Source organism: Antricoccus suffuscus (assembly GCF_003003235.1).
Lineage (GTDB): Bacteria > Actinomycetota > Actinomycetes > Mycobacteriales > Antricoccaceae > Antricoccus > Antricoccus suffuscus.
In genome coordinates, this window is the sequence record NZ_PVUE01000002.1 from 65,460 (window position 1) to 83,868 (window position 18,409).

Sequence of the window (18,409 nt, forward strand, 5' to 3'; positions counted from 1 at the left end):
TCCGTTCGACTCGGTGACAGCTTGTTCTACGACAACGTGCTCAGAGCGCCACCCAGACAGAGGCACTACTCGGTGATCCAGAATAGTTGCTAAATAAACAAAGGCGGTCGGCCCGGTGCGCAAAGTGCGCAGACGCACAGGCCGTGTAGCTCATCCACCGTAATAAACTCTGGCGCCTTCTCCTACGATTGACTAGTGACTCCCGCAGAACTTTCGTCCGCCATTACTCATGCCCTCACCGCTCTGGTCGGCGACGGCAGGTTGACTGTCGATGTCCCGAGCGACATTACCGTCGAACGACCGAAGCAGTCAGGACATGGTGACTACGCGACAAACGTGGCCATGCGGCTGGCGAAGCCCGCAGGCAGGCCACCCCGTGAGGTGGCCAGTCTTGTCGCGGAGGAACTCACCAAAGACAGTCAGATCGAGCGCGTCGAGGTTGCCGGCCCCGGTTTTCTCAACATCACCCTGCAGGCCGCGGCGATGGGCGGCCTGGCCAAGACCGTCGTCGAGGCCGATAAGGCGTACGGCACCAACCAGTCGATGGCCGACCAGAAGCTCAACCTCGAGTTCGTCTCGGCGAACCCCACTGGCCCGGTAACGCTGCCGTCCGGTCGTTGGGCGTCCGTCGGGGATGCGCTCGTGCGGATCATGCGCGCGTGCGGCGCGGACGTGACAGCGGAGTACTACTTCAACGACGCCGGCTCTCAGATCGACCGTTTCGCGTCGTCTCTGTACGCCGCCGCGCACGGTCGCCCGGTCCCGGAGGACGGTTACCAAGGGGAGTACGTCGGTGACGTGGCGCGCGCCGTAGTCGGCGAAGCGCCCGACGTACTCCAGCAGCCTGAACCAGAAGCGCTCGAGACGTTCCGGGTGCTTGGTATCGAGAAGATGTTTGCCGGAGTGCGTGCGACGCTCGAGAATTTTGGCGTCAAGTTCGACGTGTTCTTCAACGAGCGGGACTTGCACACCTCCGGAGGCGTCGACACGGCGATCGACCAGTTGCGTGCCAAGGGATATATCTACGAGAAAGACGACGCGATCTGGCTGCGGACGACCGACTTCGGTGATGACAAAGACCGGGTGTTGATTCGAGGTGGCGGCGCGCCGACGTACTTCGCTGCCGATGTCGCCTACTACGTCAACAAGCGTCAACGCGGTTTCGACAAGGCGATACTCATTCTGGGCGCAGACCACCACGGTTACATCGGCCGGATGCGCGCCATGGTGGCCTGCACCGGTGATGACCCGGACGCGACACTGGAGATCCTGATCGGCCAGATGGTCAACCTGGTGCGCGGCGGTGAGACGGTCAAGATGAGCAAGCGCGCAGGCAACTTCGTCACACTCGACGACCTTGTCGAGTCAGTCGGCGCCGACGCCGGCCGCTATGCGCTTGCGCGCTCCAGCATGGACTCGACCCTTGAGATCGACCTCGATGTGTGGACCCAGAAGTCCAACGAAAACCCGGTCTTTTACGTCCAGTACGCGCATGCCCGGCTCGCTTCGCTGGCCCGGCACGCCGCCGACCTCGGGCTGAAGCGCGGCACGTCGTACGACGCATCGCTGCTCACTCACGAGCGAGAGGTGGCGCTGCTGGGGGTGCTTGGCGAGTTCCCGCGGGTGGTGTCCTCGGCAGCGGAACTGCGCGAGGTGCACCGGGTCGCGCGGTATGCCGAGTCGTTGGCTGCGGCGTACCACAAGTTCTATGACAGCTGCCGGGTGTTGCCCATGGGCGACGAGCCGGCGACCGATCTGACAACCGCGCGACTGTGGTTGAGCGAGGCGGCCCGCGTCGTACTCGCTAACGCGCTGGCGCTACTGGGCGTCTCGGCCCCGGAGCAGATGTGAGAGCGCATCCGGCCGGCCCGTTGCACGGCGGCCTGCAGATTCCCGAAGATATCGGCGCCCGGCCCGACGACGTCAATGCGATCGCGCCCAACGTGTGGCCCACGGGCGCGCGCCGTGTCGATGGCGCACTGGCGATCGGCGGCGTCTCGGTCAACGATCTAGCGGCAGCGCACGGTACGCCGCTCTTCGCGCTGGACGAGGACGATTTCCGGGGCCGCAGCAGGGACTTTCAGAGTTCGTTCGACGGTATGGACGTTTTCTATGCGGGCAAGTCGTTCCTGTGCGGCGCGCTTGTCCAGTGGCTCGACCAGGACGGACTCGGGCTCGACGTTTGCTCCGGGGGAGAGTTGCAGCTGGCGTTGCGGGCGGGGTTCCCGGCGGCCCGGATCGCGATGCACGGCAACAACAAGTCGGTCGCGGAGCTGACGGACGGGGTTACGGCTGGGGTCGGCAGGGTTGTAGTCGACTCGTTCGAGGAAATCGCCCGGCTGCAGCAAATCGCGGCGGAGCATGGTGTCGTACAGCCGGTGCTGGTGCGCGTCACCGTTGGAGTCGAGGCCCACACCCACGAGTTCATCGCGACCGCACACGAGGACCAGAAGTTCGGGTTCTCGCTCGCTGCAGGCAAGGCAATCGAGGCCGTGCGCGAGGTTCTCTCTTCAGACGCGCTGAAGTTCCTGGGTTTGCACAGCCACATCGGCTCGCAGATTTTCGACACGTCCGGTTTTGAGGTGGCCGCGCATCGCGTGGTCGAACTGGCCGCGCAGATATACAAGGAGTACGGCGTCGTACCTGCCGAGCTCGATCTCGGTGGCGGTCTCGGCATTTCTTACCTGCCGCACGACGATCCGCCGAGCGCGCATGATGTGGCGTCGTCGCTGCGCGAAATCGTGAATCGCGAGTGTGCGACGTACGGCATGCAGGTGCCACGGGTATCGGTCGAACCGGGCCGGGCCATTGTCGGTCCCGGCACCATCAGCGTCTACGAGGTCGGCACCGTCAAACCGGTTGAGGTCGGGCAGGGCGCCGCCCGACTCTACGTCAGCGTTGACGGCGGCATGAGCGATAACATTCGCACCGCACTGTACGACGCGGAATACACATGTGTGCTCGCCTCGCGGCTTTCAACGGCTGAGCCGGTACCGGCTCGCGTGGTCGGAAAGCACTGTGAGAGCGGCGATATTGTCGTTCGAGACGTGTGGCTGCCCGGTGACGTCCAGTCCGGTGACCTGATCGCGGTCGCCGCAACCGGAGCCTACTGCCGCGCCATGGCCAGCAACTACAACATGCTCGGCAAGCCACCGGTCGTCGCGGTCAAGGACGGCGGCATGCGAGTGCTGGTACGTCGTGAGACCCTTGACGATCTGTTTGCTTTGGATACGACGCTGGCCGTCGAATCGCCTCTCGGCGGAAAGGAATCACTCGCGTGAGCAATACGCTTCCCCGCGGCGCCGCGCCAATCCGCGTCGCCCTGCTTGGCTGTGGCACCGTCGGCACGGAGGTCGTGCGGCTGATCGAGGAACAGTCGAAAGACCTGACCGCGCGCATCGGCGCGCCGCTGGAAATTGTTGGAATCGCCGTACGCCGCCCCGATAAGCATCCCGACATAAAGGCATCGCTCCTGACGACCGATGCGCAGAGCCTGGTTGACGGGGACGCCGACATCGTCGTTGAAGTCATCGGCGGTATCGACCCGGTCAAGGGACTGCTGGTGGATGCGCTGCGCAGCGGCAAATCCGTTGTCAGTGCCAATAAAGCCCTGCTCGCAGAGGAGGGTGGTTTGCTGCACGCCGCCGCAGCCGAGTCGGGTGCCGATCTTTACTACGAGGCGGCCGTCGCCGGGGCCATCCCGATCTTGCGACCGCTACGCGAGTCCATGGTTGGCGACCGGATCACCCGGGTGCTGGGAATAGTCAATGGCACGACCAACTACATCCTGTCCCGGATGGACGAGACCGGCAGTAGCTTCTCGGAAGCGCTCGCCGAGGCAACTGATCTCGGGTACGCCGAGGCTGATCCGACGGCCGACGTCGACGGTTTCGACGCAGCTGCCAAGGCCGCGATCCTCGCTGCGCTTGCATTCCACACGCCGGTGACGACCGATGACGTCTACCGCGAGGGGATCTCGGCAGTGACGTCTGGTGACTTCGCCAGTGCCCGGGACATGGGCTGCACCATCAAGCTGCTGTCGATCTGCGAGCGGGTCAGCGACCCTGACAACCCCTCCGAGGACGCGGTGTCCGCCCGGGTCTATCCGGCAATGATTCCGCGTACTCACCCCCTGGCAAGCGTCGGCGACGCTTTCAACGCGGTGTTCGTCGAGGCTGAGGCCGCCGGTCCGCTGATGTTCTACGGCAAGGGCGCCGGAGGCGACCCGACCGCCTCTGCCGTGCTCGGTGATCTCGTCGCCGTCGCGCGCAACAAGGTCGCGACCACCACCGGTGGTGGCGTGTCGACGTACGCCGCTCTCCCAATCCGACCGATGGGCAAGACGCCCACTCGCTACCACGTGAGCCTCGATGTGTCGGACAAGGCAGGGGTGCTCGCCGCCGTCGCTACCGAGTTCGCACGCAACGACGTCTCGATCTCGACGGTGCGACAGGAAGGACGAGGCGACGAGGCAACTCTGGTTCTTGTCACCCACACCGCCGCGGACGAGGCGTTGGCGGCGACGGTGGAGCAGTTACACGCGTCGGAATACGTCCGCGCGGTCGTCAGCGTCATGCGCGTAGAAGGAAAGGACTCCTGATGGCAACGCCAACCTGGCGGGGGCTGATCGAGGAATACCGCGACTGGTTGCCTGTGGATTCGGACACTCCGGTCGTGACTCTCCTTGAGGGGGGTACGCCGCTGGTGCCGGCGCTCGAGGTCTCTCGGCGTACCGGTTGCGAGGTCTACCTCAAGGTGGAGGGCGCCAATCCCACCGGTTCGTTCAAGGACCGCGGCATGACAATGGCCATGAGCAAGGCCAAGCAGGCCGGCGCGAAGGCCGTCATTTGTGCCTCCACCGGCAATACCAGCGCGTCGGCGGCGGCGTACGCGACTCGCGGCGGCATGACCTGCGCTGTACTCGTCCCGCAAGGCAAGATCGCACTGGGCAAGATGGCACAGGCGATTGTGCATGGTGCGCGCATCCTGCAGGTGGACGGCAACTTCGATGACTGTCTCGCACTCGCCGAAAAACTCACTCAGGACTACCCGGTGGCGTTGGTCAACTCGATCAACCCCGATCGGATCGAGGGGCAGAAGACGGCGTCGTTCGAGATCGTCGACAACCTTGGCGATGCGCCTGACATCCACTGCCTTCCGGTGGGCAACGCCGGCAACATCACCGCATACTGGAAGGGTTACGTCGAGTACGCCGAAGCCGGCAAATCGACTAAGAAGCCCCGTATGTTTGGCTTCCAGGCCGCTGGCGCGGCGCCCTTAGTGCTCGGCCACGTTGTCACCGAACCGGAGACGATCGCCACGGCCATCCGAATCGGTAACCCCGCGTCGTGGACGAAGGCCATCGCGGCGCGCGATGACAGCGGTGGCCTGATCGACTCCGTCACTGACGAGGAAATTCTTGAGGCATACCGATTCTTAGCCGCGACCGAGGGCGTGTTTGTCGAGCCTGCCTCGGCGGCGAGCGTCGCAGGTCTGCTCAAGAAGGCCGCCGCCGGGCTCATCGACTCCGGCCAGCGAATTGTGTGCACGGTGACCGGCAACGGTCTGAAGGATCCCGACAACGCGCTCGCAGGCGCGCCCACTCCCAAAGTCATCCCGGTCGACGCCGAGGCGGCGGCTGCGCAGCTCGACCTCGCGTAGATGGACGTTCAAGACGCGGCCGTCACCGTCGAGGTGCCCGCGACGACCGCCAACCTCGGGCCCGGATTCGACAGCGTCGGTCTGGCGCTAGGTCTGACCGACCGAGTGACACTGAGCGGACGATCGGAAGGGTCGTCGGACCTTATCGATGTCGTCGGGGCCGGCGCAGACAGTGTGCCCCGGGACGACTCGCATCTCGTCCTCGGCACGATCCGGCAACTGTACCGAGATGAGGGGCTGGACTTTGGCCCGCTTCATCTGTCGTGTGTCAACCAGATACCCCATGGTCAGGGCCTCGGCTCCTCGGCATCGGCAATCGTTGCGGCGCTACTCGCGGGCAAGACGTTCGCACAGCGGCAGGGCGCGGACGTCTCCGGTATCGATGTGTTCCAAATCGCGTCCGATATGGAAGGTCACCCCGATAACGTCGCGCCGTGCGTTTTTGGCGGTATGAACATTTCGTGGGATGAGGACGGTCGCTGGAATCTTGCGCAGTTGCTTCCACACCCGGACATCCGAGTCACTCTCGCCATACCTGACACGGTGCTGTCGACGCGGACGGCTCGGGACTTGATTCCAGCGATGATCGCGCACAAGGACGCGGTGCGAAACTCGGCGCGCACCGCGTTGCTGGTACATGCCTTCACCACGGATCCGTCGTTGCTTTTGCCTGCCACAGAAGACTTTTTACACCAGCGTTACCGCAGAGAGGCCTACCCGCGCACGTACCGGCTGGTGTGTGAACTGCGCGAACGGGGACTAGCGGCGGCGGTGTCTGGCGCCGGTCCGGCGGTGATTGTCTTCAGTACGACTGACCCGGTTGATGTGCTTGCCGACGTCGCCAGGTCGGATCCGCACGGATTTCAGGTCACGCACACGCAGATCAACACCACCGGTGCCCGGGTGCTTTAGGCCGGCGCATGCGGCCACGGATATGGCCGGTTCGGGGCCACGCCACGACACGCTGGCGAGGAAAAAGCGACCTCCCTTGCTACGAGCGGCAATAAGCGTCTACGATGTGTGTATTAGCCGCCGCACGGGGTGTTCCCCATTAAGCGTGCAGTGCGACATTCTCAGCTCGTAGTGAATCAACCATTAGGTCCTGTAGATGGGCTTGACTGGCTGACTCGAATCAAATCCATTTGATCCTCGCTCCCGCTGGCAACGCCGCAGATGTTCGAACCACCTGTGTCTCGACTTGTGCGAGGCGATGGAGTTCGGCGCCGATCTTGATCGACGACACGTCTCACGCAGTTATCGCTGCTCCGGCTAAATCACTAAATCCATGGCAAACGCACAAGTTCGCATGCCAACTGTGGGAAGGAATCCCCATTGACTGACACCACTATTGCGGTGGAAGCCAACTCTGCCAATTCGCCGTTCTCGGGTGATAACACCGCTTCCGGTGCGCCGAAGAACTCCGCGCAGAGTGAATCAACAGGCGCCGCTAATGGCGCTTCCCAGCCCGGGAACGAGCAGTCTGGGACTGGGCAACCTGGGACTGGGCAGTCTGGCGCTGACCAGGCTGACGGCGCCAAGGCGCCAGCTAAGCGGGCCCGTAAAGGGACCGGGCTGGCCGGCATGGTGCTTGCCGAGCTCCAAGGCATCGCTGGCGGCATCGGTATCACCGGTGCCAAGAAGATGCGCAAGAGCGATCTGATCGCCGCGATCCAGGAGCGGCAAGGCGCCGGTGGCGCCCAGCAGAAGTCCGCGCCGTCGCAGGCTGACAGCGCGACTAAGACTGACAGTGCGCCCAAGACTGATAGTGCACCCAAGACTGACAGTGCACCCAAGACCGATAGTGCACCCAAGACTGACAGTGCACCCAAGGCCGACAGTGCACCCAAGACCGATAGTGCACCCAAGACTGACCAGGAATCCACGGCCACGGCCAACGAGGCGGCGGCCAAGGGCGATGATGCGGCGGCCAAGGGCGACACTCGTCAAGACAACCGAGGTAACCGCAACAACAACAATCGCGACAACAACAATCGCGACAACAACAATCGCGACAACAACGAGCGCGGCGACAATCGGGCAGATCGCAACAACAACGATCGCAACAACAACCAGAACAACGGCCGCGACAACAACGATCGCAACAACAACGATCGCAACACGGACGGCAACCAGAACAACGGCGGCAACCAGAACAACCGCGGCAACCAAAACCAGAACAACAACCGCGACAACCAGAACAACCGCGGCAACCAAAACCAGAACAACAGCCGCGATTTCGACGACGATGATCGCAACGACCGCGGTGGGCGTCGTCGCCGGCGCGGGCGCGATCGGTTCCGTGACCGCAACGACCGTGGCGGTCGCAATAACAACAACAACCGAAACGATCGGTACCAGAACGACGAGCCGCAGATCAACGAGGACGACGTCCTCGTCCCGATCGCGGGCATTCTGGACGTACTGGACAACTACGCGTTCGTGCGGACCTCCGGATATCTCACCGGTTCGAACGATGTCTATGTGTCGCTGTCGCAGGTGCGCCGCTACTCGCTGCGCCGCGGCGACGCGATTACCGGTGCGGTCAAGGCGCCTCGCGAGGGCGAGCGCCGCGAGAAGTTCAACGCACTCGTACGGCTGGACACGATCAACGGGCTAGATCCGGAAGAGGCGAAGAGTCGCCCGGACTTCATGAAGCTGACGCCGCTGTACCCGCAGACGCGCCTTCGCCTGGAGACCGAACCCAACATCCTCACGACCCGCATCATCGACTTGGTGATGCCGATCGGTAAGGGCCAGCGCGCGCTGGTCGTCAGCCCGCCGAAGGCCGGCAAGACCAGTGTTCTGCAGTCGATCGCCAACGCGATCACGACCAACAACCCTGAATGCCACCTGATGGTCGTGCTCGTCGACGAGCGTCCCGAAGAGGTAACCGACATGCAGCGTTCGGTGAAAGGCGAGGTCATTGCCTCGACCTTCGACCGTCCGCCGCAGGATCACACGACGGTCGCGGAGTTGTCGATCGAGCGCGCCAAGCGCCTGGTCGAACTGGGTCACGACGTCGTCGTACTCCTTGACTCGATCACCCGGCTTGGTCGCGCCTACAACCTGGCCGCGCCGACCAGCGGACGCATCCTGTCCGGTGGTGTCGACTCGACCGCGCTCTACCCACCGAAGCGTTTCCTCGGCGCGGCGCGCAACATCGAGAACGGCGGGTCGCTGACCATCATCGCCACCGCACTGGTGGAGACCGGATCCACGATGGACACCGTGATCTTCGAGGAGTTCAAGGGCACCGGCAACGCCGAGCTCAAGCTCGATCGCCGGATCGCGGACAAGCGAGTGTTCCCGGCCGTCGACGTCGATGCATCGGGCACCCGCAAGGAAGAGATCCTGCTGTCGCACGACGAGCTCAGCATCATCATCAAGCTGCGCCGGGTGTTGCATGCGCTGGATCCGATCGAGGCCATCGACCTGCTCATCGACAAGCTCAAGAAGTCGAGCAGCAACGCCGAGTTCTTGATGCAGATCGCAAAGTCGACGCCTGGTCAGGACGACTAAGTTGGGTTGGCGCGTCGAGCCGGAATAGATCACACCGGCTTGGCGTTCCACCACCCGTGCTCATCTGGCACACTTAACAGGTTGACCTCTGGCACCGGTTCACGTCTTGCACCCGCATGGCGACCCGGCGGCCGAAAACGAAAGAAGCCACACCGTGAAAAAAGACATTCATCCCGAGTACGTCGAGACCCAGGTGACGTGCACCTGTGGCAACTCGTTCACCACTCGTAGCACCATCACCGCCGGCTCGGTGAGCGCCGAAGTTTGCTCGGCATGCCACCCGTTCTACACCGGCAAGCAGAAGATCCTCGACTCCGGCGGCCGTGTCGCCCGCTTCGAGCGCCGCTTCGGCAAGCGCGAGAAGACGGCAAAAGCAGACGCTTAGCTGTTCAGACGGCGCCCATCGGATTCCAGTCGGAATCCGATGGGCGCCGTTTTCTGTTGATTCAAGGGACTTCTGAGGAGCCTCGAAAGGTGAGTGGCACATGGCGACCAACGAGTCTGGCAACGGCCTGGACACACTGAGCTCGATGATGGCCGAGTACGCCGACGTCGAAAAGCAATTGTCCGATCCTCAGGTCCATGCTGACCAGGCGAAAGCCCGCGAGCTCGGCAAGCGATTCGCTCAGCTTGGCCCCATTGTCGCGGCCGCCAAGGCACTTGCGCAGGCACGTAACGACCATGAGGCCGCGTTAGAGCTCGCCGACGAGGACGCGTCTTTCGCCGCGGAGGCCGCCGACCTGGAAGTCTCGATCGGCGAGCAGGAAGCAAAGCTGCGCACCATGTTGCTGCCGCGCGACCCCAACGACGACAAAGACATCATCATGGAGATCAAGGCCGGAGAAGGCGGCGAGGAGTCTGCGCTGTTCGCCTCGGATCTGTTTCGGATGTACCAGCGTTACGCCGAACGTCAACACTGGAAATTCGAGATGATCGACGCGACGCTGTCGGATCTGGGCGGATATAAGGACGTCTCCATCGCGATCAAGGCGAGGGCGTCGCAGGAGCACGGTATCTGGGCGCGGTTGAAGCACGAGGGCGGTGTGCACCGGGTGCAGCGAGTGCCGGTCACCGAGTCGCAGGGCCGCATTCATACCTCGGCCGCGGGGGTACTGGTGTTTCCCGAGGCCGAAGAGATCGACGTCACGATCGACCCCAACGAGCTGCGCATCGACGTATTCCGTTCCTCCGGTCCCGGCGGACAGAGCGTTAACACGACCGACTCCGCGGTCCGGATCACGCACGTCCCGACCGGCATAGTGGTGTCGTGTCAAAACGAGAAGTCCCAACTCCAGAACCGAGAGTCTGCCCTGCGGATCCTGCGTGCTCGGTTGCTCGCAAACGCCCAGGAGAAGGCCGACGCCGAAGCCTCCGACGTACGCCGTTCGCAGGTGCGCACGGTCGACCGTTCGGAGCGGGTTCGAACCTATAACTACCCGGAAAATCGCATCTCTGATCACCGCAGTGGATTCAAGGCCTACAACCTCGACGTCGTACTCGACGGCGATTTGGATCCGGTTGTCGACTCGCTGATCGAGATGGAGACCGCCGAACTCCTGCGTGGCGACTCGGAGTGATCGAACCGGGTTCGCCGCACCACGCGCGGATCCAGGGCGCCCGCAGGTTAGCTACGGCAGGGGTAGCGAGTGCGGCGTACGACGCCGCTGAGTTGCTCGCGCAGGTGTTGCACACCGAGGCGTTGCGGCTGCCGATGGCCGCCGATCTCGACGCCGAGCAGGCCGCGGCGTACGAAGCACTGTTAGTACGCCGCGAGGCGCGCGAGCCGCTGCAGCACATCCTCGGCGTGGCCTATTTCGACGGTCTCGAGATCGCGGTCGGGCCGGGCGTGTTTACCCCGCGTCCGGAGACGGAACTGATCGTCGAGTACGCGGCAAAGAGGCTGTCGGCAGTCGATCGGCCCCGCGTCGTCGATATGTGCGCCGGTAGCGGCGCGATCGCGCTGGCACTGAAGAATCGGCTCCCTGCGGCGTACGTGGCGATGGTCGAGATCGATCCGGTGGCTGCATCGTGGGCACGGCGTAACGCCAAGGAGCTCGGCCTCGACGTGACTGTTCGGTGCGACGACGCAACGGATCTCGCAGCCGTCCGCGCGCTCGGGCCGGTCGATGTCGTGACGTGCAACCCGCCGTACGTGCCGATCGGCGTACCGGTCGCCGCCGAGGTGCGCGACCATGATCCGGCACTGGCGCTGTGGGGCGGGGCAGATGGCCTCGACGTGATCCGCCGCCTGTTGCCGGTGATCGCGGCGCTACTGGTGCCCGGTGGGCTGGTCCTGATTGAGCATCATGACGATCATCAGCCCGAACTCCTCGCGCTTATCGAAACGGTGCCGGGCTTTTCGTCGGTGCGCGGCCATCGAGACCTCGCTGGCCGACCGCGGTTCGCCTCCGCCGTGTGGGCTCCTCGCGCTCACTGAGCTCGCTCGTGCGCGGTTCGGCGGAATGCGCATCCACCAGCACTCGAATCACATCGACCCACACGAGGGCCGCGCCGAGGAGATGCAGTACGACCACGGCGAGCAGACCATAAAGCCGTCGCGGTGACGAGCAGGCGCGCTAATGAACGATTCCGCGGTGTGGCCTGCGCTATCGAACCGCCTGTGTACGTCGGCCAGCCAGGAGAATGATGCACTGCTATCACGGCGGGAATTCTACAAAGCGTAGTTTTTGGGGTGCACGCGACCTTACGAAGCGGGGGAGTCGGGGAGCCGCGGGCAGCTGAAGCACACGTCCATGCCGCCGATCGCGTACAGCAGGCAGCAGCCGTGCCGCCGGCGGATAGGTCCGGACGGGCTCGACCGCATCGTGAGGCCGTGCAGCAGCCGATCCGCATCCGTTGCGGGACACGAGCTGAACTCCTGCAGCTCGTGGGTCACCTGTAGGCAGGCCCGCTGTGCGGCAGTGGACAGGGCGCTACTGGCCATGTCCGTGACGCATGCCCATGCCGCGCGCGGCCCGGCGTGGAGGTGGCCCGCCATCGCAGACACAAACGGCGCGAGGAGTGAGGTCAGTGCACGCCGTGGTTCGGCGTAGCGGCGAGCCGGGTCGATCCGGCGTACGCCGATCCCGCCCGGGTTGACCTCCACGGAAAACGCGAAGTCTCGAGGAAAATGCATGCCGATCGCCGTCGTACTCGGCACGAGGGACGCGCCGGCGGACGGGATCAGGCCGATAACCATGATCGCGTGTAACCACGCGATGTCCTGCAACAGCCACAGTGCGGAGATGTCGCGCCGAGTGTCCGGACCGAAGGTGTCTAGGTGATATTCGTGGTAGAGGTCGACAACGCTCGCTAGAGCGGCCGGATCGTCGGTCAGCGACTGCAGCGTCGAGCCGCGCGGCGCGGACTCGACAGTCAGGTCCAGCCCGTCGACAGCGCGCGCCGCCGCGCGCAACAACGTCGACGTATCGATATTTGGCGGCGGGCTCTGACAATCGGTCTCGGCGCTCATGGCACCATCATCCCCTGTGAGCGATACACCGATCTACGACGTCTCCCATACCGACCATTCCGCGGGGGAGTACCGCGAACGCATCGACGCCGCGGTCGGCGCGATCCGGGACGGCCGGCTGATCGTGATGCCGACCGACACGGTCTACGGCGTCGCGGCCGATGCGTTCTCGCCCGAGGCGGTGGGCGCGTTACTCGCCGCGAAAAAGCGAGGACGCGACTACCCGGTGCCTGTGCTGGTTGGAAACATCGGCGTACTCGCCGGACTGGTTGTGGAAGTGTCGGGCGACGCGCAGAAACTCGCCGACGCATTCTGGCCGGGACCGTTGACGATCATCGTGCACTACTCGCCGACGCTGGCCTGGGATCTCGGCCAGACCGGGGGGAGCGTCGCGGTGCGCATGCCAGACCATCCGGTCGCGCTCGACGTGCTCAGCCGGACCGGGCCGCTCGCAGTCTCCAGCGCCAATACGCACGGTAACCAGCCCGGCCATGACGCAAGCGCCGCGCGAGAGCAGCTTGGCGACGCGGTATCGGTTTATCTCGATGCTGGGGCGATACAGGACGGCGTACCTTCGACGATCGTCGACTGCACGGGCGACCGGCTCGTCGTCGTACGCGAAGGCGCGCTCACGCTTGCCGACCTTGCGAGCGTCGTACCGCAAATCCAGCGCGACTAACGCCCGCTGGTTAACGTCATCTTGGCCCCGCCCGGTACGACGTACAGTAAGTACCGTTGCCCAGCAACCGACCCAGCCAGCATCGACCCGATCCAGGAGACGTCCACACGTGCGCGAATACGCCGTAGTCCTGTGCGTCGCCGCAATCGTGTCGTACTTCGCCACTCCGGCAGTCCGATGGGCCTCGATCAAGCTCGGGGCCATGACCGCGGTGCGCGACCGCGATGTCCACTCGATCCCGATACCGCGTCTCGGCGGCGTCGGTGTCTACATAGGCATGCTGGCGGCGATGCTTGTCGCCCATCAGCTGCCGGGACTTCAACAGACCTTCGTCGGCTCGTCGGAGACGACCGCGGTCATCGTGGCCGGGGGACTGATCTGCCTACTCGGCGCCCTCGACGACCGATTCGACCTGGATCCGTTCACTAAGCTCGCTGGCCAGATCGCGTGCGCTGGCGTGCTGGTGCTGATGGGGGTGCAGCTGGCGTTCATCTTCATTCCGGCCAGCGACCTGGGGACGGTGTCTCTCGACCCCAACACGTCGTTCTTGCTGACCACGCTCATCACGGTTGCCGCAGTCAACGCCATGAACTTCATTGACGGTCTGGACGGCCTGCTGACTGGAGTCGCGATCATCGCGGCCATCGCGTTCTTCATATACAGCTACCAGTTCTCGCGCGAGGGCTACGGTGATGTGTTCTCCGCGCCGACGTTGATGACCGCCGTGCTCGCCGGCGCCTGCATCGGCTTCTTGCCACATAACTTCAACCCGGCGCGGATCTTTCTCGGTGACTCCGGCTCCATGTTGATCGGCCTCGTACTAGCGGCGGCCGCCGTGAGCACGACCGGTCATGCCGACCCGCAAAGCTTCTCTAGTGCCGCGTCGGCGATCCCGTTGTTCATGCCGCTGCTTCTGCCGATCGCGGTCCTGGCGATCCCGCTGGCCGACATGACGTTGGCGGTCGTACGCCGGGCGCGAGAACGCCGGTCGCCGTTCAGCCCGGACAAGATGCATTTGCACCACCGGTTGCTGGAGATCGGCCACACTCAGCGTCGCGCGGTGCTGATCATGTACTTCTGGTCTGCGCTGCTGGCCTTCGCCGGTGTCGGCGCGGCGATAGGGCAGGGCCCGTTGGTGCTCAGTATCTCAGCAGCGCTGGTCGTCATTGCGATTATCCTAAGTGTGGTCCCGCGGGCCCGGCGCCGTCGACGAGATGGCTCCAAGCGCCCCGCATAGATGATCGGACACCCCGCGTGTCCACATCGGGACCATCCGCCGTATCCCCGACAAAGGACTCACCGCTCGTGCAGATCCCGCGCTATCCGCCGAAACCGGTGCGTCCCGACGTCCCATGGTCGCTGGCGCACCTGAAGGTCGGGTTCATCGCGTCACTGGTGTTGCTGATCGTCGGTGCGCCGCTGGCCTGGGCGATCCGTGGCTGGCAGGGCGCCTTCGGAGTCCTTGTCGGACTGGTGATTGTCACCATCTTTTTCGCCTTCGGATCGTGGGCCGTCGTCAAAGCGGGGAAGTACGACGACCGGCTGACACTGCCGGCGGCGCTGGGCAGCTATCTCATCAAGATCGGCATCCTTGCGATCGTGCTGGTGTCCATACCGTTGGACGGTCCGGTCGATGTCGGAGCGATGGCCATCACCGTGCTGGTCGGCACCCTTATGTGGGCCGGCGTCCAGATCAAGTACGTGTTGTCGAAACAGATCTTCTACGTCGACTACACCCCGCCCGCTCACGTCGTCGACGAGTCGGCCGCGCCAAGCGCGGACATCGATGAACCCGTGAAAAAGAAGTAAAATTTGCCTGATAGAGTCCGGAGTACATCATGAGTTCTGACCCGACGGCGGACGCCGAGAAAATCAACCGTGCCGAGGCAAAACGGTCACGTAAAGCGCAAGCCACTCGAGGTCAGGACGACGGATGGACGGCCACCGGTACCCTCCTCGCAGGCATCGTCGTGTGGGGCGGCATTGGGTGGCTACTGAGCCGCTGGACCGATTGGATTGGTTTCCTTCCGATCGGTGTGGTTCTCGGTGCGGCACTCGGGGTCTACCTCGTGGTGAAGCAGGCCGGGGACCCGCCACCGTTGCTGGATATCAGCAAGGGACAGAAGCGCAGCAGATTCGTCTCGGAGGCGACCAAGCGTAAGCAAGGCCTGCCGGATGAGTGACTCGTTGTCGGCTCGCGGCCGGACCCACATCACACCCAGATTAAAGTCACACACGAACGCGTAAAACCTCGGTCTGGGGGTGTCGAAGGGCGAAGAGCGTCCTTGTACACTCTGCAAGGCTGCGCGCCCGGCTAGGCAACCCGACTGGGCAATCAGTGAGCGACGCAGAAAAAAATGAGCACCATCGCAGTAGAGCAATCGACCATGACTAAATGAGCGTGTGAAAGGAGACGGCATTGAACGCCGCCGTCCTGGCAGCCCCGTACCCGGGCTTTGTACCGCCGGATCCGACCCACGAATTCAACCCGACCCCGATCTGGGATTTCTCGATTGCCGGGATCGAGTTCGCGATCACCCGGATCACCCTGATCAACTGGGTTGCAATCATCGCCGTAGTGGCTCTCTTTGTGGCTGCCTCGCGCAAGCCGAAGATTGTCCCCGGAAGACTGCAGTTCGTGGGCGAGTCGGCGTACGGATTCGTCCGGGGGAGCATCGCCCGCGATGTGATTGGCCCTCATGGTGTCAAGTACGCGCCGCTTCTTGCATCATTCTTCTTCTTCATTCTCGCGAACAACATGATGGGCATCATCCCGTTCGCCCAAGTGGCGCCCACAGGCAAGTTCGCGCTGCCGCTGTTGCTGTCGATCATTGTCTACGTCTGGTTCATCGGCGTGGGCATCAAGCATCAGGGTCTGCTGACCTACTTCAAGAACCTCGTGTTCATCCCTGGCGTGCCGTGGCCGCTCTACTTCATGCTGATCCCGATCGAGGCCGCTCAGAAGCTCATCTTCCGGCCGTTCACGCTTGCCGTGCGTCTTTTTGCCAACATGTTTGCCGGGCACCTTCTCGTGGTCGTGTTCGCGCTGGGTGGTATCTACATGTTGTCCCAGCCTCACATCGGGCTTAAGGTCCTGTCCCCGTTCGCGATTCTGTTCGCGATCATCATGGTCTTCTTCGAACTACTGGTAGAAGTCCTACAGGCGTATGTCTTCACTCTTCTCGCCGCTACCTATCTTGAGGAAGCGTCGGGCAGTGGCCACTAGAACCCCACATTTGGGGTGTTAACCGGCCGCATCGCAATCTTGCACCACCGCATTACCCAGAAGTACTCACGCACATAATCGACATCCATGTGAAATACACATGGACACCGTAAAAGGAGACCACAGATGGTTGACGTCCTCGCCGCAGCGAACACCATGAGCGGCAGTCTTGGCGCTGTCGCTTACGGCCTTGCTGCGATTGGCCCCGGCATCGGTGTAGGGATCGTGTTCGCCTCGTACATTACGGCGACCGCGCGGCAGCCCGAATCGGCTGGCCTGACCCGCACCTACCTATTCATGGGCTTCGCGCTTTCCGAGGCACTCGCGCTCATCGGCTTCGTCGTCCCGTTCGTATTCAAGTAAATCGAGCCAAGTAACCACTGCGTTAGTTGGCTCGATCCTGACCCGCGAGGGCGGCTCAGGAGAATAGATGGGATGGAATGAACATGACGTTCATTGCTGCCGAGGCGAACTCAAACCCCCTGATCCCGCCAGTTGGCGAGATCATCATCGGGCTCATTGGGTTCATAATCCTCGCGTTCGTACTGATGAAGTTCGCGTGGCCCGCGTTCGAGAAGGTTTACGCCGCTCGGGCCGAGGCGATCGAGGGCGGCATCGCCAAGGCCGAAGCCGCACAGCGTGAAGCCAAGGCCGCGCTCGACAAGTACAACTCACAGCTTGAAGGCGCACGCACCGAAGCGGCGACGATCCGCGAGGACGCGCGCGCCGAAGGCCAGCGCATCATCGACGAGATGAAGCAGCAGGCGCAGGTTGAGTCTGACCGCATCATCGCTCGCGGCGCGGAATCGCTGAGTGTGCAGCGCCAACAGGTCGTCAACGAGCTGCGCCAGCAGGTGGGCCAGGTTTCGGTCAACCTCGCCGGCCGGATCGTCGGTGCCAATCTCTCCGACGACTCCAACGCGCACGCGACGGTGGATCAGTTCCTTGACGAGCTCGACGGTATGTCGGCCACGACAGGAGCGCAGAAGTAATGCAACCCGCACTGATGCAGGCGACAAGCCGCGAGTCTCTGGCTACCGTGCGTGTCACGCTCGACCGGCTGGTCGACACGCTGGACACGCAAGCCACACTCCAGCTAGCCGATGACCTCTTCGCCGTCGCATCGTTGCTCGACTCTGAGATCGGCCTACGCCGTACTCTCGGCGATGCAGCCTCACCGGCATCGGCGCGGGCCGAACTCCTTAAGCGCCTCCTGTCCGGCAAGGTCGGCGACAATGCGATCGACGTAAGTACGTCGGCAGCGGCCCAGCCGTGGTCGGTGCCCGGCGACCTTGTCGACGCAGTGGTCGAGGCGGCACGTCAGAGTGCGTTGGCCGGCGCCGAGAAGGAACAATTGATCGACCGCGTCGAGGACGAGTTGTTTCGATTTGCACGTATCCTTGAGGCGAACGGCGATCTGGAGCAGGCGCTCGGCGACGCCAACAAGCCCGTCGACACTCGAGTGAAGCTGCTTGACGACGTACTTGTCGACAAGGTGAGCCCGGTGACTAAGCAATTGGTGACCAAGGCGGTGTCCACTCCTCGTGGTCAGTCCGTCTTCGGTGGTGTCGAAAGCCTGGTCGAGCTGGCCGCAAAACGGCGCTCCAGGTCGGTCGCGATCGTGACCTCGCCGGTCCCGTTGACCGCGGAGCAGGAACAGCGGCTGGCCGCAACACTGCGCAAGGTTTATGGCCGTGAAATCGCGATCTCGGTCGATGTGGATCGTTCGGTACTCGGCGGCTTGCGCGTGCAAGTCGGCGACGACCTGATAGACGGGACGGTTGCGAACCGTCTTAGTGACGCACAACGCCGGTTCGCCGGTTAAGAATTCTTAACAAACGAGAGCAGGGAC

18 protein-coding genes are annotated in these 18,409 nt (G+C 63.4%); 17 read left to right on the forward strand and 1 reads right to left on the reverse strand.

Translation table 11 applies throughout. The features are described from left to right. The first annotated feature begins 195 nt into the window (after positions 1 to 195). The 9 genes from argS to prmC all read left to right on the forward strand — a co-directional run bounded on the left by argS (position 196) and on the right by prmC (position 11,617). Positions 196 to 1,851 (forward strand): arginine--tRNA ligase, encoded by a 1,656-nt coding sequence (argS, locus tag CLV47_RS03135; RefSeq protein WP_106347553.1) that lies wholly within the window; start codon positions 196 to 198, stop codon positions 1,849 to 1,851. Continuing rightward, positions 1,848 to 3,281 (forward strand): diaminopimelate decarboxylase, encoded by a 1,434-nt coding sequence (lysA, locus tag CLV47_RS03140; protein ID WP_106347554.1) that lies wholly within the window; start codon positions 1,848 to 1,850, stop codon positions 3,279 to 3,281. The genes argS and lysA overlap by 4 nt, the downstream gene beginning before the upstream one ends. After that, a complete protein-coding gene (locus CLV47_RS03145) occupies positions 3,278 to 4,600 on the forward strand; it encodes a homoserine dehydrogenase (RefSeq protein WP_106347555.1) in 1,323 nt (440 codons plus the stop codon). Before lysA ends, CLV47_RS03145 begins: the two co-directional genes overlap by 4 nt. Next, positions 4,600 to 5,661 carry a threonine synthase gene (gene thrC / locus CLV47_RS03150; RefSeq protein WP_106347556.1) on the forward strand — a complete coding sequence of 354 codons (1,062 nt, stop codon included), beginning with the start codon at positions 4,600 to 4,602 and terminating at the stop codon, positions 5,659 to 5,661. The genes CLV47_RS03145 and thrC overlap by 1 nt, the downstream gene beginning before the upstream one ends. Continuing rightward, positions 5,662 to 6,573 carry a homoserine kinase gene (gene thrB, locus CLV47_RS03155; RefSeq protein WP_106347557.1) on the forward strand — a complete coding sequence of 304 codons (912 nt, stop codon included), beginning with the start codon at positions 5,662 to 5,664 and terminating at the stop codon, positions 6,571 to 6,573. Between the two features lie 420 nt (positions 6,574 to 6,993). Next, on the forward strand, positions 6,994 to 9,180 hold the full coding sequence (gene rho / locus CLV47_RS03160) for a transcription termination factor Rho (protein WP_238145192.1): 2,187 nt from the start codon (positions 6,994 to 6,996) through the stop codon (positions 9,178 to 9,180). 154 nt (positions 9,181 to 9,334) lie between these two features. After that, the gene (gene rpmE, locus CLV47_RS03165; protein WP_106347559.1) at positions 9,335 to 9,565 is read left to right on the forward strand and encodes a 50S ribosomal protein L31; all 231 of its coding nucleotides are present in this window, start codon (positions 9,335 to 9,337) and stop codon (positions 9,563 to 9,565) included. Between the two features lie 100 nt (positions 9,566 to 9,665). Further along, a complete protein-coding gene (prfA, locus tag CLV47_RS03170) occupies positions 9,666 to 10,757 on the forward strand; it encodes a peptide chain release factor 1 (protein ID WP_106347560.1) in 1,092 nt (363 codons plus the stop codon). Then, positions 10,754 to 11,617 carry a peptide chain release factor N(5)-glutamine methyltransferase gene (gene prmC, locus CLV47_RS03175; RefSeq protein WP_238145193.1) on the forward strand — a complete coding sequence of 288 codons (864 nt, stop codon included), beginning with the start codon at positions 10,754 to 10,756 and terminating at the stop codon, positions 11,615 to 11,617. The genes prfA and prmC overlap by 4 nt, the downstream gene beginning before the upstream one ends. Positions 11,618 to 11,884: 267 nt before the next feature. Here the strand turns inward: prmC and CLV47_RS03180 are convergent, their stop codons facing one another. Continuing rightward, positions 11,885 to 12,652, reverse strand: coding sequence for a hypothetical protein (locus CLV47_RS03180; RefSeq protein ID WP_106347561.1), 768 nt, complete (start codon positions 12,650 to 12,652; stop codon positions 11,885 to 11,887). A gap of 16 nt (positions 12,653 to 12,668) precedes the next feature. Between CLV47_RS03180 and CLV47_RS03185 the strand changes: the two genes are divergently transcribed. The 8 genes from CLV47_RS03185 (at position 12,669) to CLV47_RS03220 (ending at position 18,382) form a co-directional block, all read left to right on the forward strand. After that, positions 12,669 to 13,331, forward strand: a complete 663-nt coding sequence (locus tag CLV47_RS03185; RefSeq protein WP_238145194.1) for an L-threonylcarbamoyladenylate synthase — start codon at positions 12,669 to 12,671, stop codon at positions 13,329 to 13,331. A 109-nt stretch (positions 13,332 to 13,440) separates the two neighbouring features. Continuing rightward, positions 13,441 to 14,568 carry an MraY family glycosyltransferase gene (locus CLV47_RS03190; RefSeq protein WP_106347563.1) on the forward strand — a complete coding sequence of 376 codons (1,128 nt, stop codon included), beginning with the start codon at positions 13,441 to 13,443 and terminating at the stop codon, positions 14,566 to 14,568. A 68-nt stretch (positions 14,569 to 14,636) separates the two neighbouring features. Continuing rightward, the gene (locus tag CLV47_RS03195; RefSeq protein ID WP_106347564.1) at positions 14,637 to 15,140 is read left to right on the forward strand and encodes a Cg1360 family ATP-synthase-associated protein; all 504 of its coding nucleotides are present in this window, start codon (positions 14,637 to 14,639) and stop codon (positions 15,138 to 15,140) included. A gap of 29 nt (positions 15,141 to 15,169) precedes the next feature. Continuing rightward, on the forward strand, positions 15,170 to 15,514 hold the full coding sequence (locus tag CLV47_RS03200; protein WP_177557473.1) for an AtpZ/AtpI family protein: 345 nt from the start codon (positions 15,170 to 15,172) through the stop codon (positions 15,512 to 15,514). Positions 15,515 to 15,750: 236 nt separating this feature from the next. Then, a complete protein-coding gene (gene atpB, locus CLV47_RS03205; protein WP_106347565.1) occupies positions 15,751 to 16,557 on the forward strand; it encodes a F0F1 ATP synthase subunit A in 807 nt (268 codons plus the stop codon). A 126-nt stretch (positions 16,558 to 16,683) separates the two neighbouring features. Further along, positions 16,684 to 16,920, forward strand: a complete 237-nt coding sequence (gene atpE / locus CLV47_RS03210; RefSeq protein ID WP_106347566.1) for an ATP synthase F0 subunit C — start codon at positions 16,684 to 16,686, stop codon at positions 16,918 to 16,920. A gap of 83 nt (positions 16,921 to 17,003) precedes the next feature. After that, positions 17,004 to 17,549: a F0F1 ATP synthase subunit B gene (locus tag CLV47_RS03215; RefSeq protein ID WP_106347567.1), complete on the forward strand. Its 546-nt coding sequence runs from the start codon at positions 17,004 to 17,006 to the stop codon at positions 17,547 to 17,549. Continuing rightward, positions 17,549 to 18,382: a F0F1 ATP synthase subunit delta gene (locus CLV47_RS03220; RefSeq protein ID WP_202862361.1), complete on the forward strand. Its 834-nt coding sequence runs from the start codon at positions 17,549 to 17,551 to the stop codon at positions 18,380 to 18,382. The genes CLV47_RS03215 and CLV47_RS03220 overlap by 1 nt, the downstream gene beginning before the upstream one ends. Positions 18,383 to 18,409 lie beyond the last annotated feature (27 nt).